Source organism: Pseudomonas sp. PvP089, assembly GCF_017875165.1.
Lineage (GTDB): Bacteria > Pseudomonadota > Gammaproteobacteria > Pseudomonadales > Pseudomonadaceae > Aquipseudomonas > Aquipseudomonas fortuita.
In genome coordinates this window covers 4,480,351-4,495,847 of the sequence record NZ_JAGGME010000001.1, presented here as the reverse complement: position 1 = coordinate 4,495,847, position 15,497 = coordinate 4,480,351, and the positions used below count along the sequence as shown (strand labels likewise).

Genomic DNA, 15,497 nt, shown 5'->3' with positions numbered 1-15,497 from the left:
GAAGGTTGTCATCCTGCTGGCGCAAGTCATTGGCAGTGGAGGGGATTGATGGAGGTTTGTTACGACGCTGAACGGATGACACTGAGTCGTGCTAACTTATCGACAACGTTAGGCAGTAACGAAAGCGATCTGTTGCTTGCCCTGATAGCAGGCATTACTGATAAAGAGGCGATAATCTCTCAAGTATGGGGTGCTCGGGGCTTGGTTGTCTCTGACAGTAGTTATTATAAAACAGTGCATGCGCTTCGTTCGAAGCTGGTTGATGTTGGTGTGCCTCGAGACAGTTTGAAAACATTGCCTAAGCGAGGTTTGATACTGCTGTGTGAAATCACCATGGTTTCCGCGGACGTTGCAGTTGAACGTGACATGCCATTGCACCTCGAGCAAGACAGGCCTCGGGCATCATCGGGCGCCAATGAGCAACCCGTCGGAAATGACAGCAAACAGAGCGGCTCGAGTGAGACTGTAGCTGGCAAGGCGGAACTCGCTGAAGAAAGGCAAAACGCTGTCATGGCCCCCCTTCCATTGCGTGACGGATGGATAAGAAGAAATAGCCACTTGTTTTTACCGGCTCTCGCTTTTCTAGGCGCCTCGCTCCCCGTTATTTATGCCTACCTGATGTTTCACAAGCCGCCGGACCTGGAAGCGTGGAAACGTGTCTGGGAGAGTGATGGGGCAACGCTGTACGCCGAACAGAGTGAAAATATGTCTAAGGATGATGTATTGGCGGCGATGGCCGGGTTCGAGCCGGCGTTGGTCTTGAAAGACAGCAACTATTATGTGCGCAAGCCTCTCAGTCAGTTGCTGGTAAGTTGTGTAAAGCCAGAAAGCCACGGGGAGGCATTGTGCGTAAATTATCTTCGCGTTGGAAAAAAGTGATTGGGTTTACGTCACTTCTCTCGGTTTTTATTTTTGCGGGTTTGATAAGCAATTACCTGATATCGGTCTACCGAGATAGTCCTCGGGCTCCGTGCAGCGCCTCCATTGACTTTGTTCATGTGGAGGAGGGAGAGGGGCTTTGGCGCGGCGTCGGAGATATGACGATCGACCCCAATGAGGGTGCGATCTATGCCTATTATCATGTGATAAGCCCGCGCGGTGTAAAATATGTGTATGACAGACGCTTCGAGTTGTCGCTGACGCACCTGGACACCTCGCGATATCTCTTCAAGACACGTTCTATTTCAACATTCGATGGCGATACGGCGGGAAGTCATATTCCATTCATGGCCCGTGGTTTTCAGGGCGGCATCATGACCTTCAATGCTTTCTCGGATTTTGAGTACTATTTCAATGTGAATAACCTGGTGGTAGGGGTGTGCCACGTGCCGCGTTAGTGAATATTGCGCTGTTTGAGTAGGCGCTCGTCCGCTGCCCGGGGGATGCGGTTATCAGGGCAGGGTAGGCGGTGTACAGGCGTTTGGTAAGAAAAAGTAAGGGTCAGGCGCCTGTTGAGGTGGTTAAGTAAGGCCAAGTAAGGTCGACGTAAAGCCGGTCGCGTCATCGCGAGGTACTGTGCTGCCCAGGTTGAGCATGGTGCTCGATGGTTTTACAAGGCTTTCAGGTATGCAGGGTCGACGTGTTGTGGGTAAGCAGTTAGCAGGGTATCCGTACAGGAAGCACGCGCTCGGTATTCGTAGCGTGGGGGCAGCGCCTTTTTTACTGGTTGTATTCGCTGTGTTTGCAGTGTGTGACCTGTCTTTGGCAGGAGATGTTAAGCGCTGTGAACAGCGCAGAGACGAGATTGCTCACGAAAGGGATCAGGCAATACGGTATGGGAATATATACCAGCAGAGAGGATTGGAAGCGGCGTTGTCTCGGGTTCAGCGGTATTGCCGTGATGATGAACCGAGCGAACCAGGCGAACAAGTGTCTCGCGCACTGAAAGACGTTCACCGGAGGGAGGACCAGCTGGAAGCTGCGATAGCGTCCGGGTCTTCCAGAATGGTTGAAAGATACAAGGGGAAACTGGAGCAAGCGCAGGAGCGGCTGCGCAGGGTTTCAGGGGAAGAAAGGTAGTTACATTGTTATATTGATCGGTGGTCAACGGGGCGTTTAATGAAGTCATTGATGTGTATGTGTCCGCTTTTATTTTCCTTTCTGGTTTCCGGTTGTACCGCGAGTGATTGGGTTGAAGTGGCGGGCGGTGTCATGCAGGGGCGTGACGATTATAATAAAGCCCAGCGCACTGCGCGCTTGAAGCGCGCGAATAAGGCGGCGATGCGGATGAAGCGGAGCCATTTTGTTGAGTGATGCCAGTAAAGGGCTCGCTGACGGGTCTGCTGAAGTGATGGTATAACGGCTTTAACGCTGCTTCGGGTGTTCTTTATTCAGGTTTATTAATGCGCTTTATATTTTCCTTGTCCACTTATTGTTTTTTGGTTTTTTCCAGCCCTGCGATGGCGATGAATGATTTCTGGGCCGAAACCCTCATCTCCAGCACGAGCACTGCAACCACCTACTTGACCTCGCGGGATAAAAAGCTGATAGCCGCAACGCGAGATGATGCCAGCAGCTATGTTGCGAGCGATGGCAACATCAAGGGGGTCTACCTTGAAGCTGCGATGGATAAATTTCGGCACTCCCATCCAGACATAGCTATCAGTGACATGGCCTTGGCTCAATTCATATTGGCTTACGAGAACTATTAACCTTGAAGGTCAAACGGCCACGACTGGCTGGCTTGCGGGGGAGCGCGTCGAGCACGCGAGCCCCCCTGTTGCAGAAACCGAAGGCCGCAGCAGCGCAGACTGCGGCCATACCCAATCACACGCTGCGGGTCAGGCCGCCGTCAACCTTGATGTTTTGCCCGGTGATGTAGGCAGCGCCTTCGCTGGCGAGAAACGCGATGGTGGCTGCGATTTCCTCGCGGGTGCCATAGCGTTTGAGCGGCACGCTGTCGCGGCGTTGTTCGGTGGCCGGCAGGCTGTCGATCCAGCCGGGGAGAACGTTGTTGATGCGCACGTTATCCCCGGCAAAATTGTCGGCGAAGATCTTGGTGAAGGCGGCCAGGCCCGAGCGGAAAACAGCAGAGGTCGGGAACAACTCACTCGGCTCGAACGCCCACGCCGTGGAAATGTTGATGATCACCCCCCCTTTCTGGCGTTGCATGTAAGGCGTTACCAGGCGCGTAGGGCGGATGACATTGAGCAGGTAGGTGTCCATGCCCTTGTGCCAGTCCTCGTCGCTGATCTCCAGGATCGGCGCGCGCGGGCCATGGCCAGCGCTATTGACCAGCACGTCGATGCGGCCCCACTTTTCTACCACGGCATCTACCAGGCGTTTCAGGTCTTCAACCGACTGGTTGCTGCCGGTTACGCCAATGCCGCCAAGGCCGGCAGCCAGTGCTTCGCCCTTGCCCGAAGAGGAAAGGATGCCCACCTTGAAGCCGTCAGCGGCCAGGCGTCGTGCTGCTGCCGCGCCCATGCCGCTGCCACCGGCTGTGATAATCGCAACTTTTTCTACTGACATGCTGCCTCCAACGTGAACGGCTGATTGCTTAGGTGCAATCACCTTAGCAGTAGCCCCAGCGGGGAGGGAGGCAGCCAAACTTTACCGTGGCAGTAGATTAACTATTGTCAGCCTGTTGCTTGAGCCAGCGCCGCACAACGCCTAGCGATTCAGGCTGCTGCAGCTTGCGTGGCCACACCAGATAGAACGACTTGTCGAGCCCTAGCTGCTGAGCGAAGACCTGGACCAGCCTGCCCGCAACGATTTCATCGCTGACGAACGCCAGGCTGGCCAACGCAATGCCCTGACCACTGACGGCCGCATCAATAGCCAACGAGGTCTGATTGAACCGCAGGTTCTTGGCCGTCGGTTGCGCGTGTTGCGGGAACACTGCGGCCAGGTATTGAGGCCAGAAATCATGGGCATCGTGAAGCATGATGAAATCTTGAAGCTGCGCAAAGCTGGCGGGCACACGGGTGCCCTCAAAAAGCGTTGGGCTGGCCACGGCGACAATGCGCTGATCCATCAGCAGTTCGCTGTTCAAGCCCGCGCCGATTTCAGGCTTGCCGTAGCGCACTGCGATATCCACGCCATCGGTGCTGAAGTGCGACAGCCGGTCCGTGGCCAGCACACGCAGATCGATATCCGGGTGTTTTTGCGCAAAGTTGCCCAGCCTGGGGATAAGCCACTTTGAGGCAAACGTCGGGGTAACGCTGACGGTCAAGTGAGCCGCCTGTGGCCGGAGCAGCCGGGTTGCTTCATCAATCATTGCCAAGGCGCTGCGGATGCTGGCGCTGTAGCCCAGGCCCGCATCGGTCAGCGCCAGGCCCCGCGGGAGGCGCTCGAACAAACGAAGCTTCAGGTGCGCTTCCAGCCCACGTATCTGTTGAGCAACTGCCGCCTGGGTCACACCCAGTTCCTCGGCAGCCAGGCGGAAGTTCAGGTGGCGGGCAACCACTTCAAACACGCGTAGCGCGTTAAGCGGGGGCAGTTCAGGGAAACCGTTTGGCATGACGATGGCAATGGCCGGGCTGGGAAGATTCACCGCGCAGGCTACTCCCTGAGCACCGTTAAAGAAACCCGGCCCACCTTTATCAACCCAGATCCCTGGGCCGCAGGGCATCGGTTCGCTGCTGCGCATTTCCATCGTCCTGCTTGACTCGTGAAAAATTTACTGTATTTTTTCATGAAAAATAACTCTAAAAATTTCACGGCAGCCCAATCGATGAAGATGCACGAAGAGGTTGAAGCCCTCGCGATCCTTATTCACGACCTGCGCAAATTCAAGAACCTGACCCTGGGCGAGCTGGCCGAGCGCATCAACCGCTCGGTCGGCTTCCTCTCTCAGGTCGAACGCGGTGTTTCGCGCCCTACCGTGGCGGACCTCACCGCCATCAGCGAAGCGCTCGGCGTGTCGACCGCGTACTTCTACAACCTCAGCAAGCCCCGCAGCATTGGTTGGGTCACGCGCCCCCACGAGCGGCGCACGCTGTACCTGGAGTCGGGCATTACCGATGTGCTGGCTTCGCCCACCATCGCCGGTGCCTTCGCCATGCTCGACAGCCACCTCGAACCAGGCGCCACCAGTGGCGAGGCGTACCTGAGTGACCGTTCCGAGCAGGGCTGTTTCGTACTGGAAGGCGAACTCACGGTATGGCTGGACCACGGCGAGCCCGTGACCCTGCAGGCCAACGACTGCTTCCAGGTGCAACCCCACGCGCAGTTCCGCTACGCCAACCTCACGGCAAAACCCACCCGCGTGCTCTGGGTCTTCAATTGAATTCGTTCACCTCACAAGGATAAGAAGATGAGTGTCATCTTTCCGGATCTGCTGGCTGAAGTGCGCTCGTTCCGAGCGGAGCACCCAGAAATTCGTTATGTCGACCTGATTGCGCTGGATATCCCCGGGCACTTCTACGGCAAGCGCTACCCCATGGACATGCTGGAAAAGGTCGCAGCCGGTGCACCTCTGAAGCTGCCGCAGAACTGCGTGTTGTTGGGTACCCAGGGTGGCCTTTACCCGATTGGCGATTACTGCTTTGCCGACGGCGACCCGGATGCTGCCCGGCGCCTGGTGCCGGGTACCCTGAAGCCAGTGCGCTGGGAAAAAGAAGTGATTGCCCAGATGCTCATCACCTCCGACGGCACCGACAAGCCTATCGAGTTCGAGCCCCGTGAAGTGCTGGCCCGCGTGATTCAGCGCCTGGCCAAACGCGGCATCCGCCCGGTGGTGGCTTTCGAGCTGGAGTTCTACCTGTTCGACCGCAAGCTCGACAACGGCCTGCCACAGTACCCACGGGACACCGCGACCGGGGACGAGGACGACCAGCCGAACATGCACATCGAGCGGCTTTCACGCTTCTCGTCGGTGCTGCACGAGATGGTCGATGGCGCCAACGAGCAGGGTGTGCCGGCGAACGTCATCACCGCAGAGCTGGGCCCTGGCCAGTTCGAGATCAATTTTTCCCACAGCGACGATGCGCTGAGCGCGGCGGACTGGTCGGCGCTGTTCTGCCGCAGTACCCGCGGTATCGCCATGAAGCACGGCTACCGTGCCAGCTTCATGAGCAAGCCATACCTGGACGCGCCGGGCAGCGGCATGCATGTACACGTCAGCCTGTATGACGCTGCCGGCAACAACATCCTGGCCGGCGCGCAGCAGCGCAAGCTGCGCCATGCGGTGGCGGGGTGCCTGGAGCTGCTGCCGCACTGCATGCCGATCTTCGCCCCCAACCACAATGCTTACCGCCGTTACGGCGCCATGGTGAACGCGGCGAGCAAGGCCAGCTGGGGCTTCGAAGACCGTGATGCGTGCATTCGCATCCCCGAGTCCGACCCGCGCAACCTGCGCATCGAACACCGCATCGCCGGTGCCGATGCCAACCCGTACCTGGTGTTGGCGGCCATTCTGACCGGCATGGAGCATGGCCTGGACCGTGGCGTCGAGCCCATCGCCCCGCTGAACGAAAACCGTCAGAGCGGTATCGACTTCCCCAAAGATGCCCTCGGTGCCCTGGCCGCCATGCGTCACCACCCGGTGGTCAACGAAGGCTTGGGCAGTGAGTTCGTGATGGTGTACTGCGAGAACAAATACCAGGAACAACTGGACTTCATGCGCCACATCGATGCCCGCGAATACCGCTGGTTCCTGTAGGTGGCGAAGTCCAGACAGCGACGCTGCACCCTCCCTTTCACTACAACGCGCAATATGGATTTGCCGGAGGAAGATATGCCCCGTGTGCCCGTTATCGGCATTACCGCATGCACCAGCATGATCGAGCTACATGCAACCCAGACCATCAGCGAGAAATACGCGCGTGCGGCGGCCAAGGCAGCGTGTGGGTTGCCCATCGTGATTCCCAGCCTAGGTGAGCTGATGGACAGCGCCGATATTCTCGACGTGGTGGACGGGCTGATTTTCACCGGTTCACCGTCCAACATCGAGCCGTTCCACTACAACGGCGCGGCCAGTGCAGAGGGCACGCTGCACGACCCGCTGCGTGATGCCACCACGTTGCCGCTGATGCGTGCGGCCATCGCCGCCGGCGTGCCGGTGCTCGGCATTTGCCGGGGCTTCCAGGAAATGAACGTGGCACTGGGCGGCACGCTGCACCAGAAAGTCCACGAGACCGGCGTGTTCATGGACCACCGCGAAGGCAAGGACGAGCCCCTGGACAAGCAATATGGGCCGCGCCACACCCTGCATGTAAAGCCCGGCGGCATGCTCGATCGCATGGGCTTGCCGGCGATCTTCGACGTCAATTCCATCCATGGCCAGGGCATCGATGTACTGGCCCCGGGGCTACGGGTGGAAGCGCTGGCACCCGATGGCCTGGTGGAAGCGATTTCGGTCGAGAACGGCAAGGGTTTTGCCCTGGCCGTGCAATGGCACCCCGAGTTCCAGGTCATGGACAACCCGCATTACCTGACCATCTTCCAGGCCTTTGGCAAGGCCTGCCGACAGCGCTCGGTACTGCGCCAAAGGCTGTTGCTGTCGGCCTGAACACCGACCGTTCCCAACTATAAAAGTACCCGCGCAGCCTGGCCGCGCAACTTGATGGAGTAGAAGTCAATGAGTGAAAAGAATTCGCAGACCCTTGCCTGGCAATCGATGAGCCGCGACCATCACCTGGCCCCGTTCAGCGATGTCAAACAACTGGCTGAGAAAGGCCCGCGCATCATCACCTCGGCCAAGGGCGTGTACCTTTGGGACAGCGAGGGCAACAAGATTCTCGATGGCATGGCCGGCCTGTGGTGCGTGGCGGTCGGCTACGGTCGCGATGAGCTGGCCGAAGTTGCCAGCCAGCAGATGAAGCAGCTGCCTTACTACAACCTGTTCTTCCAGACCGCGCACCCCCCTGCGCTGGAGCTGGCCAAGGCAATCGCCGATGTGGCGCCGAAAGGCATGAACCATGTGTTCTTCACCGGCTCCGGCTCTGAAGGCAACGACACCGTGCTGCGCATGGTGCGCCATTACTGGGCGCTGAAGGGCAAGAAGAGCAAGCAGGTCATCATTGGCCGCATCAACGGCTACCACGGTTCTACCGTGGCGGGCGCAGCCTTGGGTGGCATGAGCGGCATGCACCAGCAGGGCGGGGTGATCCCGGATATCGTGCACATCCCGCAGCCGTACTGGTTCGGCGAAGGCGGCGACATGACCGAGGCCGACTTCGGCGTGTGGGCGGCCGAGCAGTTGGAAAAGAAGATTCTTGAAGTTGGCGTAGACAACGTTGCCGCCTTCATCGCCGAACCGATCCAGGGCGCCGGTGGCGTGATTATTCCGCCGCAAACCTACTGGCCGAAGGTGAAGGAAATTCTCGCCAGGTACGACATCCTGTTCGTTGCCGATGAAGTGATTTGCGGCTTCGGCCGCACCGGTGAATGGTTCGGTACCGACTACTACGACCTCAAGCCCGACCTGATGACCATTGCCAAGGGACTGACCTCTGGTTACATCCCCATGGGCGGGGTAATCGTGCGTGACGAAGTGGCCAAGGTCATCAGCGAAGGCGGTGACTTCAACCATGGCTTTACCTATTCCGGCCACCCGGTGGCAGCTGCGGTAGGCCTGGAGAACCTGCGCATCCTGCGTGACGAGCAGATCATCCAGCAGGTGCACGATAAAACCGCGCCGTACCTGCAACAACGCCTGCGCGAACTGGCCGACCACCCGTTGGTGGGCGAAGTGCGCGGCCTGGGCATGCTCGGCGCAATCGAGCTGGTGAAAGACAAGGCCACCCGCGCCCGTTACGAAGGCAAAGGTGTCGGCATGATCTGCCGCCAGCACTGTTTCGACAACGGCCTGATCATGCGCGCCGTGGGCGACACCATGATCATCGCGCCGCCGCTGGTGATCAGCATCGAAGAGATCGACGAGCTGGTGGAAAAAGCCCGCAAGTGCCTGGACCTGACCTATGAGGCTGTGCGGTAAGGGCAGAGGTTTTGCCTGTAGATTTTCAGCGCCTGTGATATCGAGCGCCGCCCACGCGGCGCTCGATCTACGCCCCAACCGCAAAACCCACGTCAGGCCCCCAAAGCAATTTGCTTTGTGAGATGAATCCTGTACTTTTCAAGGCATTATTTTCCCGTCTGAAAGTCGCGATTCAACTATGAAAGTGCACGAAGAAATCGAAGGCCTGGCAGTACTGATTCGCGACCTGCGCAAGTTCAAAGGCCTGACGCTGGGCGAGCTGGCTCAGCGTATAGGCCGTTCGGTGGGCTTTCTGTCCCAGGTCGAACGGGGCGTGTCGCGCCCGACCGTGGCCGACCTCACAGCCATCAGTGAAGAGCTCGGCGTCTCGACCGCCTACTTTTACAAGCTGGACAAGCCCCGCGAGCTCGACTGGGTCACCCGCCCTCACGAGCGGCGCACGCTGCACCTGGCCGGTGGCATCACCGATGTGCTGGCATCCCCCACGATAACCGGTGCCTTCTCCATGCTCGATAGCCACCTGGAACCGGGCGCCAGCAGTGGCGAGGAATACCTGGACGACAGCTCGGAGCAGGGCTGCTTCGTGCTCGAAGGCGAGCTGACGGTGTGGCTGGGTGGTGGCGAGCCGGTCACGCTGCGGGCCAGTGACAGTTTTCAGCTGCAACCCCACGCCAGTTTTCGCTATGCCAACCTCACCGACAAGCCCACCCGCGTGCTCTGGGTGTTCAGCTGAGAGGCGTTTGGATGCAGGTCACATAGGTAAGCTGTAGTCCCGCTCGACAAGAAACAACCCATCGCAGACCATCTGAAGCTTCCATAAGGATGCCCAGGAACGAATGCCATGGATTGCCTGCCGACGCTGCATACCGATCGCCTTGTACTTACGCCCCTGCGACTGGAGGATGCACCTGCAATCCAGAAACTGTTCCCGCAATGGGAAGTTGTCCGCTACCTCGATCGTCGCGTCCCATGGCCATATCCGGAAGACGGTGCGCTGGTCTATGTACGGGATATCGCCCTGCCTGCCATGGCTGCGGGCCGTGAATGGCACTGGATGATCCGCCTGCGCAACGAGGCTGACTGCACCATTGGCAGCATCAGTTTGTATGAGCAGCCTGGAAACAACAGAGGCTTCTGGCTTGCGCCGCAGTGGTGGGGCATGGGCTACATGCGCGAAGCCTGCAGGGTCATCAACGCCTATTGGTTCGAGGCGTTGTCACGCCCGCTCATGCAGGTTCCCAAAGCCGTTGCCAACCATGCCTCGCGCAAGGTTTCAGAGCATGAGGGAATGCGCAGGGTGAGTACCCGCGATGGATATTTTGTTTCTGGGCCAATGCAGGTCGAGGTATGGGAGCTGACACGCAGTGACTGGTTCAGCGCGTCGAAAACCGGACACTAGCTTGAGCATTCTGATCACTCGACCAAGACAAGCCATGGCCAACGCTCCCGGTAGCTGGCGGCTTTTTCCCTGAACAAGCCTGGCCGTGGGTTCAGCTCGTTCATGTTCAGCAGATCGTGCTGCAGGTCATCCAGGCCATGGGTGCTGTACAACGTGCCCGTGCACACATCAACCCCAAGGCAGGTCGAGCGGATCAGGTAGCGGTCGATGCCATCCGTGACCTTGAGCAATGGCGAATAAGCACCGCCGAATTTCCCCTGGTACCACAGGTGGACGCGGGCCTGGTTGCGCACTTCCACGTTGACGCCCAAGTGCGCGCAGGCCTGCTGCACCCTGGTGATTACCCGGTCCTCTGCCTCCCAGGACACATCGGCGTCAAAGTAGGCGATGTCATAGTCCTTGATGCCCCAGCCGGCAGGCAGCCCTGCGCGGTGGTTCCAGAAGGTCTGGAACAGGGCGCCTGCCACCAGCATGCAGTGGGGGATATCCAGCGTTGCCAGCACCGCCAGGAGTGCCCGGTTTACCGGGTTCTCGCGGATGATCGCCAGTAACTGCTCGTCAGTCAGTGAATGCACGGATACCGTCCTTGATAGTCGCATTGCAAGGGCTGAGCTTACCTGAATGGCGCCAAAGCCATCACTGGATGCCGTTCAGTGCGCCGCTACACAGGACGGGCGGGGTCAGTACTTCCAGGTCACCGAAGCCGTCAGGTTGCGCGGTGCACCGTAGCTGGCGGTTGTCGCGTTGTTGTACAGCGACAGCAGGTATTTGCGGTCGGTGACATTGTTCAGGTTCAGCGACGTGCTCCAGTTGCTGTCAATGTCGTAGCTGGTCATCAGGTCAACCAGGCCGTAGGCGTTCTGGTGGATGGCGCTGTTGGTGTCGTTCTCGACGCCGGTCTGCCAGCTAACACGGGCGCCAACCTTCATCTGTGGCAGGGTCGGCAAGCGGTAAGTGACCATGCCGCGCAAGCTGTGGGCCGGCACATTTTTGCGCGCACGCTCGCCGTTGTCATCGTCAATACGTACATAGGTGTAGCCGGCGAGCAGGTCGAGGCCTGGCGCCACTTCGCCGGATGCCTGCAACTCTACGCCGTGGCTCTTGAAGTCGCCCGGTGTGTAAACCTCTTGAACCCCGTCGAACCCGGCATCCACGGCCACGTTGCGCTGCTCGGTCTTGAACAGCGCAGCGGTCAGGTGCAGGCGCTCGTCCATCACCCTGCCTTTTACCCCCACTTCCATGCTCTTGCCTTCCAGTGGGTCGAGCAGCTTGCCGTCGGTACCGACCACGTTGTACTGCGGGTTGTAGATTTTGGTCCAGCTGCCGTAAATGCTCCATGCCTCGTTCAGGTCGTAGACCAGGCCGGTGTAGGGCGTGACCTTGCCATGGGCGCGCGTGGAGTGTTCTGAACCGTAGCTCTCACCCTTGCCGTCGGCGCTGAGCATGCGTGCACCGGCTATCCAGTGCAGGTTATCGGCCAGGCTGAAGTGCGCACCGGCGAATACGCTTTTTTGCGTGTCCTGGAAGTTCTGCGCCAGGTCGTCACTGGTGACGCCAAACGAGGGCATAGGCGTATTGCCCGCGAGGATGCCCGAGAACGAAGTGTTGAAGAAACTGCCATGCTCCAGGTCTTCATCGTACTCCTGGCCTTTTTGGTGCGTGCGCCCGTACGCGGCCCCGAAGGTCAACTGGTGCTCGCGACCGAACAGGCTGAACGGGCCTTGCACCTTGGCCTCGCCCAGCAGCTGGTGAGCCTCGCTGCGGGTGTGGTTGGCATACGCGTCGGCTACATCACCAGAGACGCCACCTACATAAAGCATGTTGGTGTTCTGCTTTTCCTGCTGCCCGGTGGCCGTGAGCGTGGCGTTCCAGTCATTGCCGAAATCATGCTTCAGCTCGACGAAGGCCCGCTGGGTGTGCAGGTTCCAGTAGGTCCACGGCTGGCCGATGCTGTTGCTGCGCCCGCTGTAGTGGATGGCATTGCCGTCATTGTCCACCAGTGGCAGGTTGCCCCAGGTGCTGCCGTTGGAGTCACTGTTGTGCTGGGAGAAGCCCACGGTCACGGTGTCGGCGTCGGACACATCGAACGCCAGCAGGCCGGCAGCAACGTTGCGCTCGTGGCTGTAGCGGTCCATCCATGAGTTGCCCTTGTCGTGGGAGTAGATGAAACGCCCGCGCACATTGCCGCTGTCGGTCAGCGGGCCGGCAACATCGACGTCGATACGGCGGCTGTCCCACGAGCCGACGCTGGTGTCGACCTGCGCCTGGAAGGTATCTGTCGGGCGTTTACGCACGAAGTTGACCGTGGCCGACGGGTTGCCGGCACCACTCATCAAGCCATTGGCGCCGTGCAACACGTCGATCTGCTCGTACTCGGCCAGGTCCTGGTCCCCTACCAGCGTGCTGCTTACGAAGGGCATGCCCATGCCGTCGTACTCGAAGGTGTCGATGTCGAAACCGCGCGAAGTGAATTCGGTACGGTCGGTTTCGGTTTGCTCGACGGTTACCGACGGTGCTGCGCGCAGTGCGTCCTTGATACCGGTGATCTTGAAATCGTCCAGCGCCTGGCGGGTGATGGTTGTCACGCCCTGCGGGGTCTGCTTGTCGGTCAGGCCCAGTTTGGTGGTGCTGGATGAGGCCCTGCCTTCGTAGCCCTGGCTCACGGCATCCATCACTTCGCTCGTGCTGTCGATCTGGGTCGCGGGCAGGGTGAGGTTGTCGGCGGCATGAACGACAGGCATGGCGCTGCATGCGCCGACCAGCAAGAGGCGGGCAGGGAGATGACGTTTCACGGGGAATTCCTGAGGCGGGGGCTGGTAAAAGGGTTACAGATTTCGTGCGAATGAGAATCTACGTCAAATGAGAAGATATATTGATAAATAATGTTTCATGCTTCTTCACCTCTCGCGAAACACGGCCTAGGTGGATGGCAGCAGCTAGCCGGTGCTCACGGAGGTTTCAAGCGGCTGCCGCGAGCAGCCTTGAAAGCGTTGGTTACATTGCCCTGCGCCGTCTTGCGGCTGGCAGGGCCATAGTTCATGCGTGTTCCGGGTCATCGCTCGAATCGGGGGGGAACCGCTGGTCGCTTTGGCTTCGCAAGCGCTAGATTTGATCCGGATTTTGTACGATGATTTTCGTAATGGCAGGGATGAGCTATGAAAACCGGTTTCAGGGAGGCCCAGCGCGCAGTGATAGCGGCGCTTGAATCAGGGGAGTACCAACACGTTTCGCGCGGGGATATCGATATAAAGAACCTGTTGGCTACAGGGGAGGTGTCAGCCCGAGAGGTTGTCGAAGTCGTGCGCTCCTGCCGGGGCATTCACCACGCAAGCAGCCCTCACCACGCTGTCGCTGCCGTAGAGGTGCATGTACTCAAACGGGATGGCTGGTACATCAAGTTCTTTTTTATCGAACCGGATACCTGGTTCATAAGCGTTCACCAGTGAGTACCCAGATCATGAAGATTCTGTTTGAAGGGGATAGCGGAAAAGCACTGTGCGAGCACTGCCAGGCAGTGGTGCCCACTCGTTATGCCCGCCGGGATGTACCGTTCAGCGATGGCAAGGGTGTGGCCAGGGACATATTGGTGGGCGTGTGTACCCGTTGCGATGGCGTGGTCGCACTTCCACCGCAATCCACACCAGCCATTCACGAGGCGCGCAAGCAGCAGCTCAAGTCGATCGAGGCGCGCTTGCCGGCCGTGTACGTGGACGTGCTGGATGCGGCCATGCATGCAGTCAGCAGCGACGCCGGGGCCCATTTACGCAAGTTGTTTCTGGCCCACTATGTTCAGCGGTTGGCGCAGGTTCAGCAGGGGGGGCGATTGCAGGCTGCGCATCTGGCGTTCATCCAGGCGCTGGATGCACAGCGGGAGCAGCGCGGGCTTGCAAGGTCCAACGCTACCCGGCGGTTGTCGATGAAGGTTAATCCGCACATGGCAGAGGACCTGCTTGCGCTGCAACAACAAACCGAGATGAACCAGACCGAGTTGCTGAAGGCCGTGATCGCCCTGATCCAGGCGGATGTGCTCGAAGAGCGGGACGAGGAAGTGATTGTGGCGCTGCAGCGGCTGGCGCGGTTGGCGGTATAGTCAGCACTGAACATTGTCGCTTGTGCGTGGGGCAACCACGCACAGGGCTCTTCGTTGGCCCGCCACATTCTTTGTCGTTCCTACACGATAGAGCCAGATTTTTCCCCTTCCATGTAGTCCGTTTCTGAATCATCCTTTTTCAAGCCGTTTCACCATTGCGATGGAAACCTGATCTCCCTAGTCTCGACCTGTCGTTGCAAATTCAACGACCGGGTCTGCAAGCCTGCGAGTCAACTAGAAGAGCTCACCATCAGCTAACGGCGCTTTGCGCTCAGCTGCGTTTTATGGTGGCTGCGTACGGGTGGTCTTCGGACCAACCGGGCTTTCTAGTTGCCTCGGTCTTGCAGGCCCTTACGTAGCCGCCACCCAATCATCTGCAAGTGAGCAGGTGGCGATCTTGGTAGTGCAACTAGAGAGATTCGCCATGCTCAAAATTGTTCCCGATCCACCTTTCTCCGCTGACCCTTCGCACCACCTGGAAGACACCCTGATCCAGGCCACCGAATACGTCCTCTGCGCCTTGTCCGTAGGCCATCACGCCCTCTCCACGCTGCCCAAGTCTCCCGCCACCGTCATGACCTTGGCGGTGATGCATGAAGTGGAGGCCGTGCGCTCGTTACTGGAGTCGGCGATTGCGCAGGTGCAGTTCAAAGGCAAGCCGCAAATGCATACCTTGCATTGATGGGCTGAAATCAAGTTTTGCCAGCGGTGGATGGCACCGGCTGCGCCCGTGTTCGCGGGTGAACCCGCTCCCACAGGAGAGTGGAGGGCAGTACCACTGGCTGGCAGATTCAGAAGAGGTTCAAGATGGATAAAGAATTGGATGACGACACCGGCACCCTGGGGCTGACCGTAGGCTCGGCCACTTGCCTGGACGGTATCATCGACGGCAAGAAGCTGTTCCGTGTCGAGCCCGGCAACTGCTGTGACCATGCTGTCGAGCAGGCCTCTGTGTTGATGGACTGCTCTCGGCGGGCATCGTTTATCGGGGTAATGGACAACGAGCCGGTGCTGGTCTGGGCCTCGCACTTTCTGTGCGACATGGCCAAAGCCTTGATGGATGACGCTCACATGGGCATGCGCAAGAACCGGTGAGCCAGCAGCAAGCGGCGATGTTGCGCAGGCAA

The 15,497-nt window shown here is 59.0% G+C and carries 18 protein-coding genes; 14 read left to right on the top strand and 4 right to left on the bottom strand.

All coding sequences use genetic code 11. The annotated features are described in order from the left end of the window. Positions 1–48: 48 nt before the first annotated feature. From J3A71_RS20540 to J3A71_RS20520, 4 genes are all read left to right on the top strand, one after another. The gene (locus J3A71_RS20540; RefSeq protein ID WP_209953175.1) at positions 49–879 is read left to right on the top strand and encodes a DNA-binding protein; all 831 of its coding nucleotides are present in this window, start codon (positions 49–51) and stop codon (positions 877–879) included. After that, positions 846–1,337 (top strand): hypothetical protein, encoded by a 492-nt coding sequence (locus J3A71_RS20535; RefSeq protein WP_024717329.1) that lies wholly within the window; start codon positions 846–848, stop codon positions 1,335–1,337. The genes J3A71_RS20540 and J3A71_RS20535 overlap by 34 nt, the downstream gene beginning before the upstream one ends. A 721-nt stretch (positions 1,338–2,058) precedes the next feature. After that, positions 2,059–2,253 carry a hypothetical protein gene (locus tag J3A71_RS20525; RefSeq protein ID WP_033731210.1) on the top strand — a complete coding sequence of 65 codons (195 nt, stop codon included), beginning with the start codon at positions 2,059–2,061 and terminating at the stop codon, positions 2,251–2,253. A gap of 89 nt (positions 2,254–2,342) precedes the next feature. Continuing rightward, positions 2,343–2,651: a DUF2388 domain-containing protein gene (locus J3A71_RS20520; protein ID WP_016485770.1), complete on the top strand. Its 309-nt coding sequence runs from the start codon at positions 2,343–2,345 to the stop codon at positions 2,649–2,651. Positions 2,652–2,766: 115 nt separating this feature from the next. Here J3A71_RS20520 and J3A71_RS20515 read toward each other — a convergent pair whose 3' ends face one another. Then, positions 2,767–3,471: an SDR family oxidoreductase gene (locus J3A71_RS20515; RefSeq protein WP_209953173.1), complete on the bottom strand. Its 705-nt coding sequence runs from the start codon at positions 3,469–3,471 to the stop codon at positions 2,767–2,769. 97 nt (positions 3,472–3,568) lie between these two features. Continuing rightward, on the bottom strand, positions 3,569–4,462 hold the full coding sequence (gcvA, locus tag J3A71_RS20510) for a transcriptional regulator GcvA (protein WP_031311687.1): 894 nt from the start codon (positions 4,460–4,462) through the stop codon (positions 3,569–3,571). A 213-nt stretch (positions 4,463–4,675) separates the two neighbouring features. Between gcvA and J3A71_RS20505 the strand changes: the two genes are divergently transcribed. From J3A71_RS20505 to J3A71_RS20480, 6 genes are all read left to right on the top strand, one after another. Next, positions 4,676–5,230 carry an XRE family transcriptional regulator gene (locus J3A71_RS20505; RefSeq protein ID WP_016485773.1) on the top strand — a complete coding sequence of 185 codons (555 nt, stop codon included), beginning with the start codon at positions 4,676–4,678 and terminating at the stop codon, positions 5,228–5,230. A 27-nt stretch (positions 5,231–5,257) separates the two neighbouring features. Then, positions 5,258–6,604: a glutamine synthetase family protein gene (locus J3A71_RS20500; RefSeq protein ID WP_016485774.1), complete on the top strand. Its 1,347-nt coding sequence runs from the start codon at positions 5,258–5,260 to the stop codon at positions 6,602–6,604. Positions 6,605–6,679: 75 nt separating this feature from the next. Beyond that, the gene (locus tag J3A71_RS20495) at positions 6,680–7,453 is read left to right on the top strand and encodes a gamma-glutamyl-gamma-aminobutyrate hydrolase family protein (protein ID WP_016485775.1); all 774 of its coding nucleotides are present in this window, start codon (positions 6,680–6,682) and stop codon (positions 7,451–7,453) included. A 69-nt stretch (positions 7,454–7,522) separates the two neighbouring features. Next, the gene (locus J3A71_RS20490; protein WP_096425833.1) at positions 7,523–8,881 is read left to right on the top strand and encodes an aspartate aminotransferase family protein; all 1,359 of its coding nucleotides are present in this window, start codon (positions 7,523–7,525) and stop codon (positions 8,879–8,881) included. Between the two features lie 178 nt (positions 8,882–9,059). Further along, positions 9,060–9,614 carry an XRE family transcriptional regulator gene (locus J3A71_RS20485; RefSeq protein ID WP_016485777.1) on the top strand — a complete coding sequence of 185 codons (555 nt, stop codon included), beginning with the start codon at positions 9,060–9,062 and terminating at the stop codon, positions 9,612–9,614. A 108-nt stretch (positions 9,615–9,722) separates the two neighbouring features. Then, a complete protein-coding gene (locus tag J3A71_RS20480; RefSeq protein WP_023047143.1) occupies positions 9,723–10,280 on the top strand; it encodes a GNAT family N-acetyltransferase in 558 nt (185 codons plus the stop codon). 14 nt (positions 10,281–10,294) lie between these two features. Here the strand turns inward: J3A71_RS20480 and J3A71_RS20475 are convergent, their stop codons facing one another. Both J3A71_RS20475 and J3A71_RS20470 read right to left on the bottom strand, forming a co-directional pair. Next, positions 10,295–10,855, bottom strand: a complete 561-nt coding sequence (locus J3A71_RS20475) for a nucleotidyltransferase family protein (RefSeq protein WP_016485779.1) — start codon at positions 10,853–10,855, stop codon at positions 10,295–10,297. Positions 10,856–10,960: 105 nt separating this feature from the next. Continuing rightward, positions 10,961–13,021, bottom strand: coding sequence for a TonB-dependent siderophore receptor (locus J3A71_RS20470; protein WP_245353497.1), 2,061 nt, complete (start codon positions 13,019–13,021; stop codon positions 10,961–10,963). A 414-nt stretch (positions 13,022–13,435) separates the two neighbouring features. Between J3A71_RS20470 and J3A71_RS20465 the strand changes: the two genes are divergently transcribed. The 4 genes from J3A71_RS20465 to J3A71_RS20450 all read left to right on the top strand — a co-directional run bounded on the left by J3A71_RS20465 (position 13,436) and on the right by J3A71_RS20450 (position 15,465). Then, positions 13,436–13,726: a hypothetical protein gene (locus J3A71_RS20465; RefSeq protein WP_016485782.1), complete on the top strand. Its 291-nt coding sequence runs from the start codon at positions 13,436–13,438 to the stop codon at positions 13,724–13,726. 11 nt (positions 13,727–13,737) lie between these two features. After that, positions 13,738–14,370 carry a hypothetical protein gene (locus J3A71_RS20460; RefSeq protein ID WP_024717325.1) on the top strand — a complete coding sequence of 211 codons (633 nt, stop codon included), beginning with the start codon at positions 13,738–13,740 and terminating at the stop codon, positions 14,368–14,370. Positions 14,371–14,794: 424 nt separating this feature from the next. Continuing rightward, complete coding sequence (locus tag J3A71_RS20455; protein WP_016485784.1) at positions 14,795–15,052, top strand: hypothetical protein; 258 nt, start codon at positions 14,795–14,797, stop codon at positions 15,050–15,052. 125 nt (positions 15,053–15,177) lie between these two features. Beyond that, a complete protein-coding gene (locus J3A71_RS20450) occupies positions 15,178–15,465 on the top strand; it encodes a DUF3077 domain-containing protein (RefSeq protein WP_024717324.1) in 288 nt (95 codons plus the stop codon). The last annotated feature ends 32 nt before the right edge of the window (positions 15,466–15,497 follow it).

Bases quoted from the DNA above. Each gene is read 5' to 3' on its own strand.
- J3A71_RS20540 (WP_209953175.1), top strand. From the start codon at position 49: ATGGAGGTTTGTTACGACGCTGAACGGATGACACTGAGTCGTGCTAAC.
- J3A71_RS20525 (WP_033731210.1), top strand. From the start codon at position 2,059: ATGAAGTCATTGATGTGTATGTGTCCGCTTTTATTTTCCTTTCTGGTT.
- J3A71_RS20520 (WP_016485770.1), top strand. From the start codon at position 2,343: ATGCGCTTTATATTTTCCTTGTCCACTTATTGTTTTTTGGTTTTTTCC.
- J3A71_RS20515 (WP_209953173.1), bottom strand. From the start codon at position 3,471: ATGTCAGTAGAAAAAGTTGCGATTATCACAGCCGGTGGCAGCGGCATG.
- gcvA (WP_031311687.1), bottom strand. From the start codon at position 4,462: ATGCCAAACGGTTTCCCTGAACTGCCCCCGCTTAACGCGCTACGCGTG.
- J3A71_RS20505 (WP_016485773.1), top strand. From the start codon at position 4,676: ATGAAGATGCACGAAGAGGTTGAAGCCCTCGCGATCCTTATTCACGAC.
- J3A71_RS20500 (WP_016485774.1), top strand. From the start codon at position 5,258: ATGAGTGTCATCTTTCCGGATCTGCTGGCTGAAGTGCGCTCGTTCCGA.
- J3A71_RS20495 (WP_016485775.1), top strand. From the start codon at position 6,680: ATGCCCCGTGTGCCCGTTATCGGCATTACCGCATGCACCAGCATGATC.
- J3A71_RS20490 (WP_096425833.1), top strand. From the start codon at position 7,523: ATGAGTGAAAAGAATTCGCAGACCCTTGCCTGGCAATCGATGAGCCGC.
- J3A71_RS20485 (WP_016485777.1), top strand. From the start codon at position 9,060: ATGAAAGTGCACGAAGAAATCGAAGGCCTGGCAGTACTGATTCGCGAC.
- J3A71_RS20480 (WP_023047143.1), top strand. From the start codon at position 9,723: ATGGATTGCCTGCCGACGCTGCATACCGATCGCCTTGTACTTACGCCC.
- J3A71_RS20470 (WP_245353497.1), bottom strand. From the start codon at position 13,021: ATGCCTGTCGTTCATGCCGCCGACAACCTCACCCTGCCCGCGACCCAG.
- J3A71_RS20465 (WP_016485782.1), top strand. From the start codon at position 13,436: ATGAAAACCGGTTTCAGGGAGGCCCAGCGCGCAGTGATAGCGGCGCTT.
- J3A71_RS20460 (WP_024717325.1), top strand. From the start codon at position 13,738: ATGAAGATTCTGTTTGAAGGGGATAGCGGAAAAGCACTGTGCGAGCAC.
- J3A71_RS20455 (WP_016485784.1), top strand. From the start codon at position 14,795: ATGCTCAAAATTGTTCCCGATCCACCTTTCTCCGCTGACCCTTCGCAC.
- J3A71_RS20450 (WP_024717324.1), top strand. From the start codon at position 15,178: ATGGATAAAGAATTGGATGACGACACCGGCACCCTGGGGCTGACCGTA.